Annotated in this window: 20 protein-coding genes and 1 tRNA gene; 16 read left to right on the forward strand and 5 right to left on the reverse strand. The window is 41.0% G+C overall.

The window, feature by feature from the left end; genetic code table 11:
* Window positions 1–92: 92 nt before the first annotated feature.
* A complete protein-coding gene (locus tag VIM89_RS04635) occupies window positions 93–455 on the forward strand; it encodes a BlaI/MecI/CopY family transcriptional regulator (RefSeq protein ID WP_488154962.1) in 363 nt (120 codons plus the stop codon).
* Window positions 452–2,788 carry a M56 family metallopeptidase gene (locus VIM89_RS04640; RefSeq protein ID WP_488154963.1) on the forward strand — a complete coding sequence of 779 codons (2,337 nt, stop codon included), beginning with the start codon at window positions 452–454 and terminating at the stop codon, window positions 2,786–2,788. Before VIM89_RS04635 ends, VIM89_RS04640 begins: the two co-directional genes overlap by 4 nt.
* A gap of 198 nt (window positions 2,789–2,986) precedes the next feature.
* Here VIM89_RS04640 and VIM89_RS04645 read toward each other — a convergent pair whose 3' ends face one another.
* From VIM89_RS04645 to VIM89_RS04655, 3 genes are all read right to left on the reverse strand, one after another.
* Window positions 2,987–3,202 (reverse strand): hypothetical protein, encoded by a 216-nt coding sequence (locus VIM89_RS04645; protein WP_488154964.1) that lies wholly within the window; start codon window positions 3,200–3,202, stop codon window positions 2,987–2,989.
* 67 nt (window positions 3,203–3,269) lie between these two features.
* Window positions 3,270–3,686 (reverse strand): hypothetical protein, encoded by a 417-nt coding sequence (locus VIM89_RS04650; protein ID WP_488154965.1) that lies wholly within the window; start codon window positions 3,684–3,686, stop codon window positions 3,270–3,272.
* 11 nt (window positions 3,687–3,697) lie between these two features.
* A complete protein-coding gene (locus tag VIM89_RS04655; RefSeq protein WP_488154966.1) occupies window positions 3,698–4,255 on the reverse strand; it encodes an RNA polymerase sigma factor in 558 nt (185 codons plus the stop codon).
* Between the two features lie 230 nt (window positions 4,256–4,485).
* On the opposite strand from VIM89_RS04655, the gene VIM89_RS04660 reads away from it, so the two are divergent.
* Both VIM89_RS04660 and VIM89_RS04665 read left to right on the forward strand, forming a co-directional pair.
* Entirely contained in the window at window positions 4,486–4,926 is a 441-nt protein-coding gene (locus VIM89_RS04660) for a YybH family protein (protein WP_488154967.1), read from the forward strand.
* An 11-nt stretch (window positions 4,927–4,937) separates the two neighbouring features.
* Window positions 4,938–5,336, forward strand: a complete 399-nt coding sequence (locus VIM89_RS04665) for a VOC family protein (RefSeq protein ID WP_488154968.1) — start codon at window positions 4,938–4,940, stop codon at window positions 5,334–5,336.
* Here the strand turns inward: VIM89_RS04665 and VIM89_RS04670 are convergent.
* Window positions 5,329–5,790, reverse strand: coding sequence for a DUF4268 domain-containing protein (locus VIM89_RS04670; RefSeq protein WP_488154969.1), 462 nt, complete (start codon window positions 5,788–5,790; stop codon window positions 5,329–5,331). The two genes, VIM89_RS04665 and VIM89_RS04670, sit on opposite strands and share 8 nt — an antisense overlap.
* A gap of 5 nt (window positions 5,791–5,795) precedes the next feature.
* Complete coding sequence (locus VIM89_RS04675; RefSeq protein WP_488154970.1) at window positions 5,796–7,958, reverse strand: glycoside hydrolase family 3 N-terminal domain-containing protein; 2,163 nt, start codon at window positions 7,956–7,958, stop codon at window positions 5,796–5,798.
* Between the two features lie 103 nt (window positions 7,959–8,061).
* On the opposite strand from VIM89_RS04675, the gene VIM89_RS04680 reads away from it, so the two are divergent.
* The 12 genes from VIM89_RS04680 to pgl all read left to right on the forward strand — a co-directional run bounded on the left by VIM89_RS04680 (window position 8,062) and on the right by pgl (window position 20,540).
* Window positions 8,062–9,549: an alpha-L-fucosidase gene (locus VIM89_RS04680; RefSeq protein ID WP_488154971.1), complete on the forward strand. Its 1,488-nt coding sequence runs from the start codon at window positions 8,062–8,064 to the stop codon at window positions 9,547–9,549.
* A gap of 8 nt (window positions 9,550–9,557) precedes the next feature.
* Window positions 9,558–10,448, forward strand: coding sequence for an SMP-30/gluconolactonase/LRE family protein (locus VIM89_RS04685; protein ID WP_488154972.1), 891 nt, complete (start codon window positions 9,558–9,560; stop codon window positions 10,446–10,448).
* A gap of 49 nt (window positions 10,449–10,497) precedes the next feature.
* Window positions 10,498–10,950: a DUF4395 domain-containing protein gene (locus VIM89_RS04690; protein ID WP_488154973.1), complete on the forward strand. Its 453-nt coding sequence runs from the start codon at window positions 10,498–10,500 to the stop codon at window positions 10,948–10,950.
* Between the two features lie 95 nt (window positions 10,951–11,045).
* On the forward strand, window positions 11,046–11,711 hold the full coding sequence (locus VIM89_RS04695; RefSeq protein ID WP_488154974.1) for a redoxin domain-containing protein: 666 nt from the start codon (window positions 11,046–11,048) through the stop codon (window positions 11,709–11,711).
* A 101-nt stretch (window positions 11,712–11,812) separates the two neighbouring features.
* Window positions 11,813–11,883, forward strand: a tRNA-Cys gene (locus VIM89_RS04700).
* 325 nt (window positions 11,884–12,208) lie between these two features.
* On the forward strand, window positions 12,209–12,967 hold the full coding sequence (locus tag VIM89_RS04705) for an ROK family protein (RefSeq protein WP_488154975.1): 759 nt from the start codon (window positions 12,209–12,211) through the stop codon (window positions 12,965–12,967).
* 36 nt (window positions 12,968–13,003) lie between these two features.
* Complete coding sequence (gene tkt, locus VIM89_RS04710; protein ID WP_488154976.1) at window positions 13,004–15,007, forward strand: transketolase; 2,004 nt, start codon at window positions 13,004–13,006, stop codon at window positions 15,005–15,007.
* A gap of 97 nt (window positions 15,008–15,104) precedes the next feature.
* On the forward strand, window positions 15,105–16,199 hold the full coding sequence (tal, locus tag VIM89_RS04715) for a transaldolase (RefSeq protein WP_488154977.1): 1,095 nt from the start codon (window positions 15,105–15,107) through the stop codon (window positions 16,197–16,199).
* Between the two features lie 5 nt (window positions 16,200–16,204).
* On the forward strand, window positions 16,205–16,834 hold the full coding sequence (locus VIM89_RS04720; RefSeq protein ID WP_488154978.1) for an HAD family hydrolase: 630 nt from the start codon (window positions 16,205–16,207) through the stop codon (window positions 16,832–16,834).
* Window positions 16,831–18,261 (forward strand): NADP-dependent phosphogluconate dehydrogenase, encoded by a 1,431-nt coding sequence (gene gndA, locus VIM89_RS04725; protein WP_488154979.1) that lies wholly within the window; start codon window positions 16,831–16,833, stop codon window positions 18,259–18,261. The genes VIM89_RS04720 and gndA overlap by 4 nt, the downstream gene beginning before the upstream one ends.
* A 28-nt stretch (window positions 18,262–18,289) precedes the next feature.
* Window positions 18,290–19,804, forward strand: coding sequence for a glucose-6-phosphate dehydrogenase (zwf, locus tag VIM89_RS04730; protein ID WP_488154980.1), 1,515 nt, complete (start codon window positions 18,290–18,292; stop codon window positions 19,802–19,804).
* 7 nt (window positions 19,805–19,811) lie between these two features.
* Entirely contained in the window at window positions 19,812–20,540 is a 729-nt protein-coding gene (pgl, locus tag VIM89_RS04735; RefSeq protein ID WP_488154981.1) for a 6-phosphogluconolactonase, read from the forward strand.
* Window positions 20,541–20,750: the final 210 nt, after the last annotated feature.

The following is a 20,750-nucleotide window of genomic DNA, read 5'->3' on the forward strand; positions in this document are numbered from 1 at the left end:
AGCTGAATATCAATAAGTTAATAAAAAATACTAATTGATTAGTTGTAATACTAATATATTAGTATTAATTTAGATTTAAATTTTATAACGACATGCAAAAACTGGCGAAAAGAGAAGAACAAATAATGCAGGTGTTCTGGACATTGGAGAAGGCGTTTATTAAAGAAGTGATTCCCGAGCTCCCTGACCCAAAACCGCACTATAACTCAGTGGCAACGATGGTGAAGATATTGGAAGACAAGGGTTTTCTTGCTCATGAGACTATCGGTAACATATATCGCTATTATCCAATTATTTCACGGAATGATTACCAGGGTCATGCGATGAAGGATATTGTAAGCCAGTACTTCAATAATTCGTACCCAAGCATGCTGGCCTACTTCGCCAAAGAGCAAAAACTATCAGAATCTGAATTAAACGAAATATTAGAAATCATTAAATCAGCAAAAAAATGATACCCTATATCCTGCATGTAGCATTGCTCATATTGGTTTGTCTGTTGTTTTATAAGATATTTCTGCAAAGAGAGACATTTTACCGTCTTAACCGGGTAGTGTTGTTGATCTGTCTTGGCTTATCCTTTGTATTGCCATTGATTTCCATTCCCCAGGCATGGACATTGCGGATTGTCCCAACTGAGGCTACTGCAATCCAACGAACGGATGTTAAACCAACACAACAGCCTCAGACCTCAGTACCCCTGGAGCAAATCATTAAAAAACTAGCTGTAGAAAAAGTGCAGCCTGTAAAGGCTAAGCCGGTTGTTGTGGCGCAGGAGAAACCAGTTGCACAGGAAAAACCTATTTGGCCGGTCGTTATAAAATGGCTGTTCTATTTGTACTGGGCCGGTGTTGCTGCTTTTGGGTTGAATTTGCTACTACAGGTTATTGTATTGCTGATCCGGGCTTATTCTCACCCTGTTATAAAGGATGGCAAATTCCGCATTGTGGAAGTAACTGGTGATAAAGCACCATGTTCATTCGGTAATAATATTTTTATTAATCCTGAAAAATACGACTGGGATACCTATAACCAAATATTGATTCACGAAAAAGTACACATACAGCAGGGGCATAGTTTTGATATTATGCTGTCTGAGCTAGTGCTTGTTTTTCAGTGGTTTAACCCATTTGCCTGGTTATACCGTGGGGAACTGGAAAATAATCTGGAGTTTTTGACTGATGAGGCTGTCCTCGATCAAAACGAAGTAGAGAAATCCAGCTACCAGATGAGCTTACTAAAAGTATCAGCGCCACATTTAGCGCTGAGCGTTACCACCAATTACAATCAATCACTATTAAAGAAACGTATAGTTATGATGAATGCAAAGAAGTCCAACATCCATACGATGTGGAAATATTTTATCCTCATCCCGATCATGGGAGGGTTAGCCTGCGCGCTGAACGAAACTGCTTTCAGCCAGACTAATAAAAGCACACACGCTAAAACAACAGTAAAGACTCACCAATCGCACCAAAACTGGGGAAATACCGACAGAACTTCAGGCTCGTGGTTTGCAACGATAAAAGGTGAGCGGGTTCGTATCGAGTTCAGAAGCGATGAGGATGATAAGGATTGGAACAGCAGTTCGGATAATTTTAAGCTGAGCGAATTATCAGCTGTCCCAAGAGACCAGAAAGGTGATTTTGCCATTACCCGCGATGCCGGTACAATGAAATTTAATGGCATGTTTGATGGGAACCAAGGCTTTGGACATTACAAGTTTGAGGCTAACAAAGAATTTGAAGCTTATGTAGGCAACCAGGGAGTAACCGATATGGATTACCAGGATGAGTTTTCGTTCTTCATCCTTAATATTACCAAGGACTACGTGGCAATGCTCAAAAGAAATGGTTTTGGCAATATCTCTAAAAACGAGATGATATCGATGGCCGCCCTAAAAGTGGACGAGCCATTTATTAAATCCTGGAAAGAAAACGGTTATCATGATATTTCTGCCAACGACCTGGTTTCAGCAAAAGCATTAGGAGTAGATGGTGAATATATCAAGGAGATACACAGCGCCGGGTATCCGCATATCAGCTATAACCAGTTAATCAGCTTTAAGGCACAGGGAATTACAGGAGCATATATTCGTGGCTTGCGTAAAGGAGAAAAACCCGGAGAAGTTAGTCTGCCTTCACCAGAGGATGTATCATCTTATAAGGCCTTAAATGTGGATTCATCCTATTTACAAGGTTTGAGAACTGCCGGTTATGACAATATCCCTTTCAATGAGGTGACCAGTATGAAATCGCTGGATATTACTCCGGAATATGTAAAAGGCTTTAACCAGATCGGTTATAAAGATCTATCACCTAATGACCTGATGTCGTTTAAATCGCTTGGCGTCACCCCTGAATATGTAAAAGCTTTTAAAGACATAGGTTACAGCGATATCCCTGCTAACGAACTGATGTCATTAAAATCATTAGGAATTGATGCTGAATATGTGAATGGATTTAAGTCATTAGGATTTAAAGATATTCCGGTTAACGACCTGAATTCATTCAAATCATTAGGTATTACGTTTGAATATGTGAAAAGCTTCCAGGCGATAGGTTATAAGGACATTTCTCCGAATGAGCTGGCCTCATTAAAATCACTTGGTGTAACCGCCAAATTTATCAAAGGGTTTAAGGATCTTGGTTTTAATGTCTCATTAAACGAGGCAACTTCGCTTAAAGCTACTGGCGTAACTCCTGAATATGTAGGACAAATGAAAGCCAAAGGTTTTAACTCTAAAGACCTTGACAAATACATCCAGTTAAAGAATACGTTTAACTAAATCAACCCCATAAAAAAGACTTACGAAGTTTTTAAAACTTCCTAAGTCTTAATCCAATTATTCTCCAATAGCCAGTATTATAGACTCTGTTTTTACTTTATTTAACCTTTATAAATAATTAATTATGTGGATATTAATTATTCTGGTTGTATTGGTTTGCGCGTTGGTGACTATGATTACCATGCAAAATGCGCGGCGTTAATAGTCCAGCTCTCTGCAACTAAACCCGGCGGTATGCAGAAGCGATTCCACCGATGCAGGCTTTAGCCCTATAGCTTCAATCCTTAATACTTTATCGCAATCTTCCAGGTCAAAGTTCCATTGCCTGATGCTCGGGAAAGAGGTTAACAAAGCCTTCACTTTATTTACTTTCCTTTTGCTGGACACATTGGTTTTAAAAACTAATACTTCCATAATCGTATTTTATAATGTTTTGAATCAATAACTATCGGGATCGTTGAAATTGGACAAAGCCTGGATTTTATTCCGTTTCTTTTGGAGCTTCCTGTGTTGTTTTGGTTTCATCCCAATCAAATCCGCCACGATGACGGCCCCATTTTCCACAACGGGCACGCATCTGCTCCCTGAAACGTTCCTGTTCTTCGGGACTCATATTTTTAAAGCGTTCCATTTTATGGCGCATCCATGGTGCACCGCCACGGCCCTTAGGGCCTCCAAATCCAAATAATATCTTAGATAATATCAGCAGTCCTGCGGCTTGCCAGTAGGTGATGGTGGTAACATGGAATATATCTGGCAACAGGTTATTCCACAGCAGCATCACAATGTAGCTGATGAGCGCTAAAATGCCCACTATCAGGAACGGTACAAAAATCAGTTTCTTTCTGAAGTGAAGCTTATATCTGTAAGCCGTATCTTCAAAGTTTCTATTTGTCATGTCTTTATTTTTTAATCTTCTATAATTTCTTCATACAACTGTTTAAGCCGTTTGCGCAGATGAAGTACTGCGTAACGTTTGCGCGATACCAGCGTTTGTATTTTTTCACCGGTACGCTCAGCTATTTCATTAAAAGGAATATTATCGAGTTCCTGCCATATAAAAACCTGCCGTTGTTCTTCGGGCAATTCATCCAGGGCCAGGAACAGCTGCTCCCAAAACAGGTTGCGGATGTATTCGGTTTCCGGGGTAGTGCCTTCGGTTAATAGTATGGCTCTAAAGTCTATACCTTCTTCATCATCCTCATCTCCGGATAGGTTGATGTCATATAGCTCCTCAGTTTTTTTGCGGTTTTTGTCGATGATCTTATTGGTCGCCACCTTGTAAAGCCAGGCGCCGGTTTGCTCTATCGGCTGGGCGTTAACTACCGAGCTGAGCTGGTACCAAACATCCTGCAGAATGTCCTCGGCATCAGCGTCGGTTTTTACCCTCCGGCGGATAAAGCCCAGCAAACCCTTACCATACGCCTTGATTGTCTGTATGATATGGTTGTTTTTTTCTTCGGGCATTACGGCTGTGATCAATTTATTTCTCCTTTAAAGGTAGAGACGAATGACCCTGAAAAACATTTTAAAAAAAATAAAAATTGTTTTTTGGGAACCTTTTCTTGTTCTTTTAGAGTGACTAAGACTGATTTTATTACAAGGGTTCAGGTTTCTGTTAAATGGTTTGGTGCAGCCAGGATTGATTACCTCATTTTTATTTCTGAAATTGGCTTAACAATCTCAAGCCAATTAATATGAAACTCGTTCCCAAGTTTATTTTATCTGTGCTATGTTTCATAAGTTTCTCAATGCTTTGGACACAAGCCAATGCTCAGGACGCTCAGTCAAAGATCATCGCTGCGATGAAAAATTCTGAAAATGATTGGAATAAAGGCGACCTGGATAGCTTTATGAAGATGTATACTGATGAGTCGACTATGATGATGCCTACCGGTCCTGCGGGAATAAACACCATTAAGGAGCTATATGAAAAGAAATACTTTAATGGCAAAATGCCCAAGCAGAATCTGCATTATGATGAGTTGAAGGTGACTTTGTTAGGTGAGAAGTATGCTTTACTAACGGGAAAGTTCACTTTGTCAGGTAATAATTTACCAGAAAGGTCAGGGCGGTATTCATTGGTGATGATCCTGACCAAGAATGGTTGGAAAATATTGCATGATCATTCAAGTTAATTCTGCCCACTATGAAAGCATACACACAAACAACCTTTGTTCCGCAGTTTTTTGTTGGGAAGAATGGCGCCGATGCTGTTGAATTTTACAAGAAGGCTTTCGATGCAATCGAACTAAGGCGCTTTAGCAATGATGATGGTACGGTGCATGTTTCAGAACTGGAGATAGGAGGTGCAATATTTCATATTCACGAAGAAAAACCCAGTGCAAGGCGATACAGTCCCGCTTTATGTGGCGGTACGACCACGATTATGGGTATAATGGTTGCCGATCCTGATGCAGTGATGGAAAAAGCAATTGCAGCAGGAGCCACGGTAATTTCACCTATGCAGGATTATGACTATGGCTACAGGCAGGGCGATATTCGGGATCCGTTCGGTCATCAATGGATGATTGAGAAGGTTATTTAAGCGCGTCGAAAGCATATTTAGCATCGCTCCAGAATTCATCTAACGCGATTATTCTCGGTTTGAAAAAGGAGATCAATTCCGGCCAATCGTCTTTATTGAAAATACTTACTCCGTATAAATGCCTTATTATACGACTGGTAATTTTCCCTTCCTCATTGATGTGGTGTAATTGCCATTCCCAATCCTCATTCAGGGCAGAATGAAGAACATTTTTTAGTTCGAGGAATTGCTCAAAGAATAATTCCTGTATTCCTACGTCAGGATGGGTAATGTCAATAGCTATTGAGGCAGATTTTTTTCCGGCCTCCATCCGGAAGTAAACGTATTTGATACCGGTTTTATAATTTACCCAGTTCACCCGTAAACTTTCGGCCGATAATTGGGGCGAAATGTATTGACCGAAGGTAGTCCAGAAAGTTTGTTTGAGTTGAGATGCTTCGTCTTTTGAATACAAAACGCCTAATTTATTGTGAACGCAAAATCCAGCTTATCATCCTGCGAGCTGCTGCCTAATACTAACTTGTAATCACCCGGATAGGTTTTCCATCCATGAATTTTCAAATCCCATTTTTGCAAGTCTTTTACAGGTATTTTGATTGTGACGGATTGCTCACCTCCTTTGGTTATTGATACGCGTTTAAAGCCTTTTAACTCCTTGATAGGCATACGGTCAACCTGAGGATATTGGATATAAGCTTGAACTACTTCATCGCCATCCATTTTACCTGTGTTTTTAACTTTCACGGTAACATTTATAGTGTCCTTGGTAGTGTATTTCTTAGCCGGACTTTTCTCTGCCTGGTATTCAAAAGAAGTATAGCTTAATCCGAAACCAAAAGGGTATTGAACGGGACCGTTGAAGTAACGATAAGTACGGCCTTTCATGGAGTAGTCAGAATAATCCGGAACGTCTTTTATTGATTTATAAAAAGTAAGCGGTAAATGCCCTGACGGGGATATTTTTCCAAAAAGGAGGTCAGCAAATGCATTTCCGCCTTGTTCGCCGGAGTACCATCCAAATACAATGGCATCTGCATAGGGCTCAATAGCTGAGATATCCACATCACTACCCGCAGTCACTACAGCAATGATCGGTGTTTTAGCACTATGTCTTAATGCTTTCATGAACGCGATCTCGCTTGCAGGTAGGCTTAGGTCTTTCTTATCACCGCCTGATTTTGACAGGAACGCATCGCCTGCCTCACCTTCTAAAACAGGTGATAAACCAACCACGGCTATAGTAACCGAGCAATTACCCGCGGCCCAAGTGCCACCAAAATGTGTGGTATCTGTATAGTCAGAACCTAAATCATATTCAATCCTGGTAGCCGGATCGACGGCACCTGTGATACCTTCGACAAAGTTTACTACCCTGCTGCCTACACCGTGATAATTTCCTATCATTGGATCAAGTGCTGCAGCATTAGGGCCCAATACCATAATACTTGGATAATCAGCTTTATTAAGTGGCAATATATTGTTGCTGTTCTTTAACAAAACCATGCTTTGCTGTGCTACTTTACGCGCCAACGCAACATGCGATGCATTGTGAACACTGTCGGCACCATAGCTGTGGAATGGTATCTTTTGCGGATCATCATAAAAGCCAAGCTTAAATTGAGTGCGCAAAAGCTCGGTTAATCGCTGGTCTACTTCTTTCTCGGTTATTAATTTCTGATCGATGGCTTTGATCACATCATTCTGCAATATGGTGGAACAATCGAGGTCGATACCTGCTTTTATAGCAGCAGCAGCTACCTCAACTGCATTAGGTAAAGTTTTGTGGGTTAAATAAACATCATCTAATGCACCGCAATCAGTTACAATATGGCCTTTAAAACCCCATTCCTTTCGTAATATATCAGTCAATAGCATTTTATTGATCGAATTCGGAACGCCATTGATACGGTTATACGCGCTCATTACTGATTCGACACCATTGCTAACTAAAGCATGGAACGCATACAGATAGGTTTCACGGAAATCTTTTTCATCTACTTTTGCGTCGAAGACATCCCTGGTTGCCTCAGGACCGCTATGCACGGCAAAATGTTTGGCAGTAGCGGATGCTTTTAAGTAATGCGGATCATTACCCTGCAAACCTTTAACGAATGCGCTGCCTATGGTTGCGGTTAGGAATGGGTCCTCGCCGTAAGTCTCTTGTCCGCGGCCCCAGCGTGGATCACGGAATATATTAATGTTGGGCGTCCAGAAAGTTAGCCCCATATATTGCAAGTGGCGGTCTTTGGCTATCGCAAGGTTATATTTTGCACGTGCTTCTGTAGATATTACTGTTGATACTTGTTTTACCAGGTCATCATTAAATGTTGCTGCCATACCGATAGCCTGAGGAAATATAGTAGCCTCACCGGCACGGGCTACGCCGTGTAAACCTTCATTCCACCAATTGTATGCCGGGATACCTAAACGCGGAATGGCTTTGCTATTATATCCTAGTAATGAGACCTTTTCTTCTAAAGTTAGCTTTGATATCAGGTCTTTAACGCGGGTATCCAGCGGTTGACTCATATCCTTATAAACAGGTACAGATTGTGCCTGGATAAGTGTTGAATAAAAGCAGGCAGAAATGGCAATAGCAAGGAGTTTTACAGGGTTTTTCATGACAGGCTAAACATAAGGAGAAAAATTGCAGTGCACAAGAAATGTTTGTCCAACGGTTAATGCTAAAAATTACTACTTTAGCAACCAACTACGCTTACATCCGATGAAAAAAATCTGCTTAACAATCCTGAGTTGCCTATTCATTATTAATGCCATCAGTCAATCTGCCCCAAAGCCTTATGGCCCATTGCCAACCAAAGGTCAATTGCAATGGCAAGAGACAGAAATGTATTGTATCATCCACTTTGGCCCCGATACCTATACAGATAAGGAATGGGGATATGGTGATGAAGATCCAAAAATTGTAAATCCGACTGAGTTTAGTGCGACGCAAATTGTGAGCTCATTAAAAGCAGGTGGTTTTAAAGGAATAGTGGTAGTTGCCAAGCATCATGATGGTTTTTGTATGTGGCCAACTAAAACTACTGAACATAACATATCAAAAAGCCCTTATAAAGATGGTAAAGGCGATATAGTAAAAGAGTATCGTGAGGCTTGTGATAAGCTGGGCATTAAGATGGGCGTATATTGTTCACCATGGGACAGGAACAGCGCATTATATGGAAAGCCCGAGTATGTAACTGAAGTTTATCGCAAACAATTGCAGGAGTTATATAATAATTATGGACCATTATTTATTGTTTGGCATGATGGCGCAAATGGCGGAGATGGATATTATGGTGGTGCGCGTGAAGTACGTAAAATAGATCGTTCAACCTATTATGGCTGGCCTATAACATGGGGGATCGCAAGAAAATTGCAGCCTAACGCTGTGATTTTTGGTGATGTTGGTCCTGATGTACGTTGGGTGGGTAATGAAGCCGGTCATGCAGGTGAAACTTGCTGGGAGACTTATACACCGCATGCACCAGAGCCAGGTAAGGAACCCGGCAACGGCTTTACGAAAGATGCCGAAGGTACTGAAGGCCATCGCGATGGTAAATACTGGATGCCTGCAGAGTGCGATGTGCCGCTTAGACCGGGATGGTTTTATCATAAAGATCAGGATGACAAAGTAAAAACGCCGGATTCGCTTTTCAACCTGTATTTCAAAAGTGTAGGGCATGGCGCTTGTTTAGATCTGGGTTTATCGCCTGATAGAAGGGGTTTGCTTAGCGATAACGATGTAAAAGCTTTAAAAAATTTTGGCGATATATTGAAACAAACATTTGCAACTAACCTTGCTAAAGGTGCCACATTAAAAGCAAGCAATGTAAGGGGAGGGGACAATGATAAATTCGGCCCCGCTAAATTGCTGGATAACGATCGCTACAGTTACTGGGCCACTGACGATAAAGTAAAGACGCCAGAACTTGTACTAGACCTTCACAAGAACAAATCATTTAATATTATTCAGCTTCGCGAAAACATTAAGCTGGGGCAGCGTATAGATGAAGTAGCTGTAGACGTTTGGCAGGATGGCAAATGGCGCCAAATCGCTACGGCAACAAGCATAGGAGGGAACCGCCTGATCCGTTTGCCAGAAAGCATCACTACTAATAAAGTGCGCCTAAGAGTTACTAAAGCGCCGGTTTGTATTGCGCTAAGCGATTTCGGATTGTATAGTGAGCCAAACCTTAAAAAAGGTTAATTTTAAATATGAATTACCGGAAGTTATCACTTGTTTTTTTATTATTTCTCGCCACAGTAATCACTGTATCAGCGCAGGAATTATATGATACGACTGCTAAACCAAAACTGATCTCAAAACAATTCAGCTTTACGGAAGGCTCGTCAGTTGATAAACAAGGCAATGTGTTTTTTACTGATCAGCCTAATAACAAAATATGGGAATATAGCGTAGATGGCAAGCTTTCTGTTTTCATGGAAGATGCATTACGGTCTAATGGTACCTATTTCGATAGTAAAGGTAATTTGATTACATGTGCAGAGAGCAAGGATCAATTGATCGCCATTAGTCCAAAAGGGAAAGTTAAAGTTTTAGTGAACGACTATAATGGTCACCGATTGAATGGCCCCAATGATGTATGGGTAGCGCCAAACGGGAATATATATTTTACCGATCCGTATTATCAGCGAGATTTCTGGGGCAGGAAAAAGCCGGATATCGAAGGGCAAAATGTTTATTTCCTTGCCAAAGGCAGCAGTAAACCGGTGATAGTTGTTTCTGACATGAAGAAGCCAAATGGTATAGTTGGTACACCTGATGGAAAGTATCTCTATATCGCCGATATAGAAGCTAACAAAACCTATAAATACACTATTGCACCGGACGGCACATTGACTGACAAAAAACCATTTGTTGAACAAGGATCAGACGGGATGACGCTGGATGAACAAGGCAATGTATATTTAACCGGAAATGGCGTTATTATCTACAATCCGCAGGGTGTTAAAATAGCTCACATAAAAATTGATGAACCCTGGACCGCAAACCTATGCTTCTGCGGAAAAAATAAGGATGACTTGTTCATTACCGCTTCAAAAGCCATCTACATTTTACATATGAATGTAAAAGGAGTAGAATAAAGGGCCCCTTATTATTGACTAATCAGATAGAATTTATCAACTTTGTAACATGGAAAACAATGTGCAATGCCCGGTAGATTTTGTGCAGATGAATGAGAATAAAGCACGGCTTACGGCTTTGTTCGTTTTAGCATTAGGTGTAATTTTTTTGTTTACAAACTGGTGGATCATTATCACCTTCCTGGTTATTGATTTTTTAGTGAGAGCTAATAACCTTGGGAAGTATAGCTTGCTTGCTATATTGAGTGATGCTCTAATCAGTCAACTAAAGATAAAAAACAAGCCTACCGACCGCGCTCCTAAACGATTTGCCGCTGGGGTGGGGCTGATATTTACTATAGGCATATTGATTCTGACCTTGCTAAAACTAAACACAGCGACGCTGATAGTCACTTTGGTGCTGATTTTTTTCGCTTTTTTAGAATCGTTCGTTGGCTTCTGCGCGGGATGTTATGTATACAGTATCTTAAATAGCATCGCTAAGCCATTTAAAAACAATTAATTATATAAAGAATATTTTTTTTCAAATAAATACTACTAAATAGATAGATATTATATACATTTATTGAGTCGATTTATTTAAACAAAGGATAGGTTATGTTATCAGCACTAAAACTAAACAGCTTTCCGTACTTCGATCTGACGGAGATTGAAGCAGATCGGGATTTGACCTTCAGATCATTTCAAAAATATGAACCCGTAAGATCAGGGGATGTATTACCGGATTTTTCCCTTGAGAAAGAACCAGGAAGATGGCAGCAGTTTTTTAACGGTTCTGAAACTCATGGCCCGATTCTATTTCATCAGTTATTGAATAAGCCATTAGTGATCGGATTTTATTCGTATCACTGGCAGCAATATGGAATCGAGTTGTTGAAACAATTAAGTTCTTTACAGGGTGAAATTACTGCTAACAAGGCGAGCCTTTTAATTATAAGCTCAGAAAAAGACAGGAAACTAGAAAAATTGGTATGGGACAATAACTTATCACTTAACTTCTATTTTGATAAGGATAAACAAATAGCCGAAAAATTCAGGATATACTCAGAACACGACCCAATCTGGAATAAGTTTTCGGGTATTGATACCAATGTGCCTTTACTGGCTACTTATGTGGTGTCGGCAAGCGGTCAGATTGAATATGATCATATCGATCCTGACTTTTCAAAAACATTTCCAACAGGTGAGATTATTTCTGCTGTAAAAAAGGTTAGCAGCCAGCAGAGTAATATACGAAATATACACAGGTCGGCGGGGCGATAACATAGTCTCGTAGCGACCAGTATTAAGAGACTATTTAGGTAGTGATTTCTTAGTTTTTTTGGTTTAACAACGGAAGCCGGGATGGTTTCCGTTGTTTCTAAAGTCGGGTGACCGAGTGGATAGGTGATGGTCTGCAAAACCTTTTACGGCAGTTCGAATCTGCCCCCGACGTCAAAATTCTTTTTTAAAACTTTTTAAAAAACATATTTGCGAAAGCCTTGTTTTCTGCAAAATCGATATGTTTTATTAAGATAATATTAATAAATATTATTTCGCTTCAAAAAAAGTTGTTCCCAAATCTAATTTAGTTAATATTGCACCCACCAACAGCCGGTTATGGGGAAACTTATAGCTACCGTACACAAAAATTACTTTAACAAGATAAAAAACTTTGCTATTAAAAACAGAGTTAATCAATGTATATCCTAACTTTGAATATCAATCTGCCGAGCTATAACATCACCTATAGAAAACACGCTTAACCCCGCAAACATTACATGGAAAAAAAAGCTGCATCTTCACCAAAATTCCTGTCAATTGATATTGGAGGATCGCACATAAAAGCTACCGTATTAAATGACAAAGGTGCCCTGCAAATGGATTACGACAAGATACCAACGCCATTGCCCGCAAGCCCCGAAAATGTGGTTAATGCCATCAAAAGATTAGTAAAGGGTTTTCCTGCTTATGATTATATCTCGGTAGGCTTTCCCGGTTATGTTAAACATGGCGTAGTTAATACCGCACCTAACCTTGGAACTGATTTTTGGAAAGATTTTGATCTGAGCAAAAAACTGGAAAAAGAGCTAGGGCAACCTACACGTGTAGTGAACGATGCTGATATGCAGGGCCTTGGAATAGTAAGCGGAAAAGGCCTGGAAATGGTGATCACCCTGGGAACAGGATTTGGTACCGCTTTATTGGTAGACGGTCAGCTGATGCCGCATTTGGAATTAGCACATCATCCTTTCGCAAAGGGAAAAACTTACGATCAGTACGTGGGCGAAAGGGCACTGGAAAAAGAAGGCATTGAGAAGTGGAACCGCCGCATGAAAAAGGTTTTGAAAACTTTAAAAACCGTAGTCAATTATGATACCTTATATATAGGAGGCGGAAATTCAGATAAACTGAAATTTAAGCTCGATAAGAATATGAAGCTGGTTACAAACCAGGATGGTATTAAAGGCGGATCGCGTTTATGGCTGAAAGATACCAGGCAGGATCTAATCACTTCGGTACCGTCAACAATTAGTTAATCAATTTAAATCAATCATTCATCTATAGTTAAAAATATGGATTCAACTACAAAAAGCATTGAACAGTTAAGTATCGATACCGTTAGGGTATTGTCAGCCGATGCAGTACAAAAAGCAAACTCAGGACACCCGGGCACACCGATGGCTTTAGCGCCGGTTGGTCATGTGCTTTGGTCCCAGTTTATGCACTATAACCCCAAGAACCCGCATTGGGCCAATCGCGACAGATTTATCTTGTCTGCTGGTCACGCATGTATGTTCCAGTATAGCTTTCTGTATCTGACTGGTTATAACATCACCCTGGATGATATCAAGAATTTCAGACAGTTACACAGCAAAACCGCTGGTCACCCTGAATATGGACTGCTGGATGGTATCGAAGTAACTACAGGTCCGCTGGGACAAGGGTTTGCTAATGGCGTAGGTTTCGCTATTGCTCAAAAATATTTAGCAGCAAAATACAACAAACCCGGCTTCGATATTTTTGATTATAAAATATATGCTATTTGCAGTGATGGCGACTTAATGGAAGGTGTTGCATCGGAAGCAGCTTCATTAGCCGGTCACCTGGAGTTGGGTAATATTATTTATATCTACGATGATAACCATATCTCAATTGAAGGTGATACTGATATTACTTTTAACGAAGATGTAGCTAAACGTTTTGAAGCATACGGCTGGCACGTGCAGGTAGTGAATGACGCAAATGACATCAAAGCACTATCAAATGCTATCAATAATGCAAAAGTTGAAGTAAGCAAACCATCACTGATAAAAGTTCGTTCGCACATTGCCTATGGTAGTCCTAATAAAGTGGACACCGCAGGTGCTCACGGCTCGCCGCTTGGCGCCGATGAAGTGAAACTGGTTAAAGAGTTCTTCGGCTTTGACCCTGAACAATCATTTGTTGTTCCGGATGAGGTATTGAACTACTACCGCAAATGTGGTGAAAAAGGTGCCGGTGCCGAACAAAAATGGAATGACCTGTACAAAGCATACAAAGAAAAATTCCCTGAACTAGCTGCTGAATACGAACAGGCAGCAAGTGGTGAGTTACCAGCAGGATGGGATGCTAATTTGCCGGTATTTAAACCAGAAGGAAAAATGGCTACCCGCCAGGCATCAGGCAAAGTATTGAATGCTATTGCCGGTAAATTACCAAACTTAATAGGTGGTTCAGCCGACCTTGCACCTTCAACAGACACTAATTTAAAAGAATACGAATCCTTTACTGTTGAACAACGTTTTGGCCGCAATTTCCACTTCGGTATCCGTGAGCATGGCATGGGTTCAGCATTGAATGGTATGGCGTTAACAAAAGGTATTATTCCTTTTGGCGCTACCTTCCTGATATTTTCAGAATACATGCGCCCGCCGATCCGTTTGGCTGCCATCATGAAGATCAGGCCGATATTTATCTATACACATGATAGTATTGGTTTAGGTGAAGACGGTACAACACACCAGCCGATAGAGCAATTGATTTCTTTACGTTCTATTCCAAATATTGTAGTGCTTCGTCCTGCTGACGCCAATGAAACTTCACAGGCATGGCGGGTAGCCCTTGAGCATAAAGATGGTCCGGTTGTATTAGTATTCACTCGTCAGGGATTACCGATTATCGACCAGGATAAATATGCTAAAGCTACAGGAGTAGAGAAAGGTGCTTATATTCTGTCTGATTCTCAAAGTACACCTCAGGTAATCTTAATGGCAACCGGTTCTGAAGTGTCGTTGATCCTTTCTGCGCAAGCTAAATTGGCTGAAGAAGGTATCCAGGCACGCGTGGTAAGTATGCCATCATGGGAACTGTTTGAAAAACAGGATGCTTCTTACAAAGAATCGGTATTCCCTAAAGCGATCAGAAAACGTTTGGCAGTTGAAGCAGGCTCACCACTTGGTTGGCATAAATATGTGACCGATGAAGGCGACATCATTGCGATGCACACCTTCGGTGAATCAGCACCTGCTGAAGAATTGTTCAAAGAATTCGGCTTTACAGTTGAGAACGTAGTAAATAAAGCAAAAGCGCTGTTATAAGATATGAGATTTGAGATGTGAGACATGAGATTTGAATCTGCGTCCCGCGTTTCTGTTTGAGTTTATTTATTAAGAAAAAATAGAAGGAAAATAAATCATGGCAACTAATAGAGTAAAACAAATCCACAGTTTCGGTCAGAGTATCTGGCTCGATTTTATTAATCGTGAGATCATCCAAAATGGTACTTTAAAGAAACTGATAGATGAAGACGGTGTAAGAGGGGTAACCTCAAACCCGGCTATTTTTGAAAAAGCCATTACCAGCAGTTCTGATTATGATGCTGATATTGCAGAATTAGCAAAAACTACAAATGATAACGAGGAGATATTCTTTGGAATTGCAGTTAAGGATATCCAAAATGCAACCGACCTTTTTAAAGGCGTTTATGAAGAGTCAGACGGTGTCGACGGTTATGTAAGCTTAGAAGTTTCACCTTTCCTTGCACTGAAAGAAAAGGAAACTGCTGAACAGGCTGAAAAATTATGGAAAGCTGTTGACCGCAAAAATGTGATGATCAAAATTCCGGGTACTAAACCGGGTTTGGGTGCTATCCGCAGCTCAATAGCAAAAGGTATCAACATCAACGTTACCTTGTTATTCGGCCTACCACGTTACGAAGAAGTGGCTGAAGCATACATTGCAGGTTTAGAAGACCATTTGGCTGCAGGTCATTCAATCGGTCACATCAGATCTGTTGCGAGCTTTTTCTTAAGCCGTATCGATGTGTTGGTTGACCCAATGCTGGATGAAAAAGGCGCTCCTGAATTAAAAGCGGAAGTAGCTATCGCGTCAGCTAAAAAAGCATATGAAATTTATAAAAGAATTTTCAGCGGTCCCCGCTGGGAAAAACTGGTTGCACAAGGTGCGAAACCACAACGTTTATTGTGGGCAAGCACCAGCAGCAAGAACCCTGCATTTAAGGATACCAAATATGTTGAAGCATTGATCGGTCCGGATACTGTTGATACAGTTCCATTAGAAACTATCGAAGCTTTCCGCGATCATGGTATTGCTGCGAACACATTGGAGCAAGGCCTTGACCAGGCAACTGCCGTATTGGAAAAATTGAAAGCGGTTGGCATTGATATCGACAAGATTACACAGCAACTGGAAGACGAAGGGGTCGATAAGTTCAACAAACCGTTTGAAAAACTATTGCAAGCAATTGAAGACCAAAAAGTTAAAGTCTGATTGCTGTGGAGACATTAGCCGTAAAATTCCTATTCTTTGACATAGGAGGCATATTGCTCACCAATGGTTGGGGGCATGAATCGCGCCAGGAAGCAGCAAGATTGTTTAAACTTGATTACAAAGAACTAAGCGATCTGCATACCTTCATTTTTAATGTGTATGAAGCCGCAGGCGTCGATCTGGATGAATACCTGGATACAGTTATTTTTAATCATCCGCGCGATTTTACCCGTGAGGATTTTAAAAATTTCATGTTCGAGCAATCAAAGGAGCTGCCTGATATGCTTGCCTGGTTAAAGGAATGGAAAAAAGATTGCGGTTTCCGGATCATATCTATTAACAATGAGGGCAAAGAGCTTAATGATTACCGAATCAAAAAGTTTAAGCTTCATGAATGCTTTGATGCATTTGTATCTTCGTGCGAAGTGGGTATCCGCAAACCCGATCCGGCAATATTCAGGCTGGCAATGGGCATAGCAATGGCGCAACCACAGGAATGTGTTTATTTCGATGACAGGAAAATGTTTGCACTTGCTGCCGGAAAGCTCGGTTTGCGCGCTTATCAGCATACCAGCTTCGAAACAACAAAAAAAATATTAGAAGATTTAAAAAAAGAAAACTCAAACCAAAAATGAGCACAACATCAAATAAATATGCCTTTGGCGTGATTGGCCTGGGTGTTATGGGCCGGAGTTTATTGCTTAACATGGCCGATCACGGTTATGCGGTAGCTGGTCACGATAAAGACGCTTCTAAAGTAAACTCGCTGAATGAAGAAGGAAAAGATAAAGATGTGCAGGGTTTTAGTGATGCGAAAGAATTTATAGCAAGTTTAACTAAACCGCGCGCTATCATGATGCTGGTACCTGCCGGTAAGATAGTTGACGCTGTAATAGAAGAAATGACCCCGCTGCTTGAACAGGGGGATATATTAATTGACGGAGGTAACTCGCACTTTACTGATACCAATCGCCGTGTAGAAGAACTGGAAGCAAAAGGCTTACACTTCTTCGGCATGGGGGTTTCAGGTGGTGAAGAAGGCGCACGTCGCGGCCCAAGCATGATGCCTGGCGGCGATAAAGAAGCTTACAATGTGATGAAGCCTATTTTCGAGGCCATTGCAGCAAAAGTTGATGGAGCGCCATGCGTAACTTATATCGGTCCGGGTGCATCAGGTCACTTTGTGAAAATGGTGCATAATGGTATCGAGTATGGTCTGATGCAATTAATTGCTGAGGCATATGAGATCATGAAAAAAGGTCTGCAGATGGATAATGCACACATTGGCGAAGTGTTCGCTAAATGGAATGCAGGTCGTTTGCAGTCATTCCTGCTGGACATCACCAAAGATATTTTCCATTACAACGCTCCGGGAACAGATCATTTGTTGATTGACGACATTAAAGACGAAGCCAAAGCAAAAGGTACCGGTAAGTGGACCTCACAAGTGGCTATGGATCTGCAGGCACCGATCCCGACAATTGACAGCTCAGTGTCTATGCGCGATCTTTCTAAATACAAAGAGTTGCGTGTGCAAGCTGGTGCTTTATATGGTGATGGTGAAAAAGCCTTAGATGTTGATACAGATTCTTTCCTCGAATCACTGGAACAGGCATTTTATTTCAGCATGATTGTTTCTTATGCACAGGGCATGCACCTGCTTTCAAGAGCATCAGAAGAATATAAATATGATCTGAAACTTGGCGAGATCGCTAAGATCTGGCGCGGAGGATGTATCATTCGTTCTGCATTTTTGAATGATATTTTCAAGGCGTACGAAAAGAATCCAGCATTGGCTCACTTATTATTGGATGATAGCATTCATTCAATAGTATCACAAGCGGTTAAAGGCGCCCGTACCGTATTGCCTGCAACAATCGCTGCCGGGATAGCTGCGCCATGCTTTACTGCATCTATCAGCTATTTCGACAATTTTATTAATAAACGTATGCCATCGAACCTGATACAGGCTCAGCGCGACTATTTTGGAGCGCATACTTATGAGCTGATCGGCAAAGAAGGTGTATTTCATACTCAATGGGCTGAAAATAACCGTGACTAACAAACCCTTATTCAATCGAAAAACTACCATGAGCGCAAACACAAAATCAGACCCAACTATATTTGTCATTTTTGGCGGAACCGGCGACTTGACGTCAAGGAAAATAGGTCCGGCTTTATATAACCTGTTTCTGGACGGCTGGATGCCAAATAACTTTTCAATAATTGGAACAGGCCGTACACAATATACTGACGAGCAATTCAGAGAGAACCTGTATAAGGATCTTAGCCAGTTTTCGCGCAGCGGAGTACCGGATAAAGACAAATGGGCCACATTTTCTGAAAATGTTCACTACCAGGTTTCTGATGTAAAAAATGCTGAAACCTATAAAGAGTTCGGCAAACGCATAGAAAAACACGCTGCTGATTGGAAAGCAAAACCTAATGTGATCTATTACCTGGCGGTGTCTCCAAACCTGTTCCCGATCATTGCATCGAATCTGGCTAAAGCTAAGCTTGCAGATGATAAAAAGAAGACCAGGATCGTAATAGAAAAACCATTCGGCCACGACCTGGAAACCGCTAAGGAACTTAACCAGCTACTATCAGGTATATTTGATGAATGCCAGGTGTATCGTATCGACCATTATTTAGGTAAGGAAACAGTACAAAATATCATGGCCTTCCGTTTCGCGAACTCGATTATGGAACCGCTTTGGAACCGTAATTTTATTGAGCACGTCCAGATATCAGTTTCTGAACAATTAGGTGTAGAAGAACGCGGCGATTATTATGACGGTTCTGGTGCACTGCGTGATATGATTCAGAACCACCTGCTGCAATTGCTTTGTCACATTGCAATGGAGCCGCCTGTAAGCTTTAATGCTGATGAAGTGCGCGACCGTAAAGTGGACGTGTTGAGGGCCATGCGTAAATTCACACCAGAGGATGTTCGCAATTCAGCAGTACGTGGACAGTATGGCAGCGGCTGGATGAAAGGCAAAGAAGTTCCCGCATACCGTGATGAACCTAAGGTTGATCCTCAATCGAATACGGAAACTTTTGCAGCTATCAAATTCTTTATCGATAACTGGCGTTGGCAGGGGGTACCGTTCTATCTGAGAACAGGTAAACGCCTTCACCAATCTTCATCGGTTATCACCATACAGTTTAAAGACGTTCCTCACCTGATCTTCCCTACGGAAGCGGCAGAAAGCTGGCAGCAAAACAGGCTGATCATCAGCATACAACCTGAAATGAGCATTCGTTTGCAGGTACAGGCTAAGCGCCCGGGTATTGATATGGTTCTGAATGCTGTTGACATGGTATTTGACTATAAAGGAACTTATAGCCAACAGGCGCCTGAAGCTTATGAAACCCTGATACTGGATACTATGCTTGGCGATCAAACCCTGTTTATGCGTGGTGACCAGGTGGAGGCTGCATGGGAATTGGTAATGCCAATATTGAGCACATGGCAAAATAAAAAGAGCCTGAATTTCCCGAATTATTCAGCCGACTCATGGGGACCTGAATCTGCTGAGGCACTAATTGCACGCGACGGATTTAACTGGTTTACACTACCTGTACAAGGGAAAAAATAATTATTTGATGAAAATAAATGTTTTTAAAAACGAGGACGAAGTTCTTCATGGTTTGGCAAATTATATTGTGGAAACCGCATCGGCATCAATTTCCTCAAATGGGCAATTTTCCATTGCGCTATCGGGCGGAAATTCCCCTAAAAAATTATATGAGCTTTTAGCTTCTCCATCCTACAAGGATAAAATTGAATGGAGCAAGGTTCATTTCTTTTTCGGGGACGAGCGCTATGTGCCGCATACCGATCCGCAAAGTAATTACCTGATGGCCAAAAAAGCTATCCTGGAGCCTTTGGAGTTGAGTTTTAAGCAAATATTCCCGATTGATACCTCGCTAAGCCCTGATGAAGCGGCAAAAGCTTATACACATGATATCAATTTGTACTTTGCAGGTACTGAGCCATGTTTCGACCTGGTTTTATTGGGATTAGGTGATAATTCGCATACTGCCTCATTATTTCCGCATACTCCTGTTCTACATGATAAAACTGCTTCTGTAAAAGCTGTTTACCTTGAGGATCAGAAGGTATATCGTATCACGATGACAGCGCCTTTGATCAACCTGGCACGTCACGTAGCTTTTCTTGTGTATGGCGAAGGTAAAGCGATTGCAGTACATCATATTATCGAAGATAAAAGAGATATTGAAGAATATCCTGCCCAGTTGATCAAACCTCAAAGTGGTGATTTACAATGGTTTTTAGATACTGGGGCAGCTAATAAATTAGAACGAAAATAAATTTCTTTTTAATTGACATTCAAAATATATTTGTAAAAAGCATTATAACTGTTTACTACTTTATATGAAACGTCTTAAGTATTGAGCTTAAGACGTTTTTCATTTTTGTATAAACCTGATTTATTGCACAGGTTTTTGCTTAACGAATACTATACACGGGGGAATTTGTGTGGTATAATAATTGTAAGTTAAAAACCAAAGTTTGAAAAT

Origin of the sequence: Mucilaginibacter sp. (assembly GCF_036568825.1) — a bacterium.
GTDB lineage: Bacteria > Bacteroidota > Bacteroidia > Sphingobacteriales > Sphingobacteriaceae > Mucilaginibacter.

Coding starts and splice junctions, on each gene's coding strand:
- VIM89_RS04635 (WP_488154962.1), top strand. CDS start 93: ATGCAAAAACTGGCGAAAAGAGAAGAACAAATAATGCAGGTGTTCTGG.
- VIM89_RS04640 (WP_488154963.1), top strand. CDS start 452: ATGATACCCTATATCCTGCATGTAGCATTGCTCATATTGGTTTGTCTG.
- VIM89_RS04645 (WP_488154964.1), bottom strand. CDS start 3,202: ATGGAAGTATTAGTTTTTAAAACCAATGTGTCCAGCAAAAGGAAAGTA.
- VIM89_RS04650 (WP_488154965.1), bottom strand. CDS start 3,686: ATGACAAATAGAAACTTTGAAGATACGGCTTACAGATATAAGCTTCAC.
- VIM89_RS04655 (WP_488154966.1), bottom strand. CDS start 4,255: ATGCCCGAAGAAAAAAACAACCATATCATACAGACAATCAAGGCGTAT.
- VIM89_RS04660 (WP_488154967.1), top strand. CDS start 4,486: ATGAAACTCGTTCCCAAGTTTATTTTATCTGTGCTATGTTTCATAAGT.
- VIM89_RS04665 (WP_488154968.1), top strand. CDS start 4,938: ATGAAAGCATACACACAAACAACCTTTGTTCCGCAGTTTTTTGTTGGG.
- VIM89_RS04675 (WP_488154970.1), bottom strand. CDS start 7,958: ATGAAAAACCCTGTAAAACTCCTTGCTATTGCCATTTCTGCCTGCTTT.
- VIM89_RS04680 (WP_488154971.1), top strand. CDS start 8,062: ATGAAAAAAATCTGCTTAACAATCCTGAGTTGCCTATTCATTATTAAT.
- VIM89_RS04685 (WP_488154972.1), top strand. CDS start 9,558: ATGAATTACCGGAAGTTATCACTTGTTTTTTTATTATTTCTCGCCACA.
- VIM89_RS04690 (WP_488154973.1), top strand. CDS start 10,498: ATGGAAAACAATGTGCAATGCCCGGTAGATTTTGTGCAGATGAATGAG.
- VIM89_RS04695 (WP_488154974.1), top strand. CDS start 11,046: ATGTTATCAGCACTAAAACTAAACAGCTTTCCGTACTTCGATCTGACG.
- VIM89_RS04705 (WP_488154975.1), top strand. CDS start 12,209: ATGGAAAAAAAAGCTGCATCTTCACCAAAATTCCTGTCAATTGATATT.
- tkt (WP_488154976.1), top strand. CDS start 13,004: ATGGATTCAACTACAAAAAGCATTGAACAGTTAAGTATCGATACCGTT.
- tal (WP_488154977.1), top strand. CDS start 15,105: ATGGCAACTAATAGAGTAAAACAAATCCACAGTTTCGGTCAGAGTATC.
- gndA (WP_488154979.1), top strand. CDS start 16,831: ATGAGCACAACATCAAATAAATATGCCTTTGGCGTGATTGGCCTGGGT.
- zwf (WP_488154980.1), top strand. CDS start 18,290: ATGAGCGCAAACACAAAATCAGACCCAACTATATTTGTCATTTTTGGC.
- pgl (WP_488154981.1), top strand. CDS start 19,812: ATGAAAATAAATGTTTTTAAAAACGAGGACGAAGTTCTTCATGGTTTG.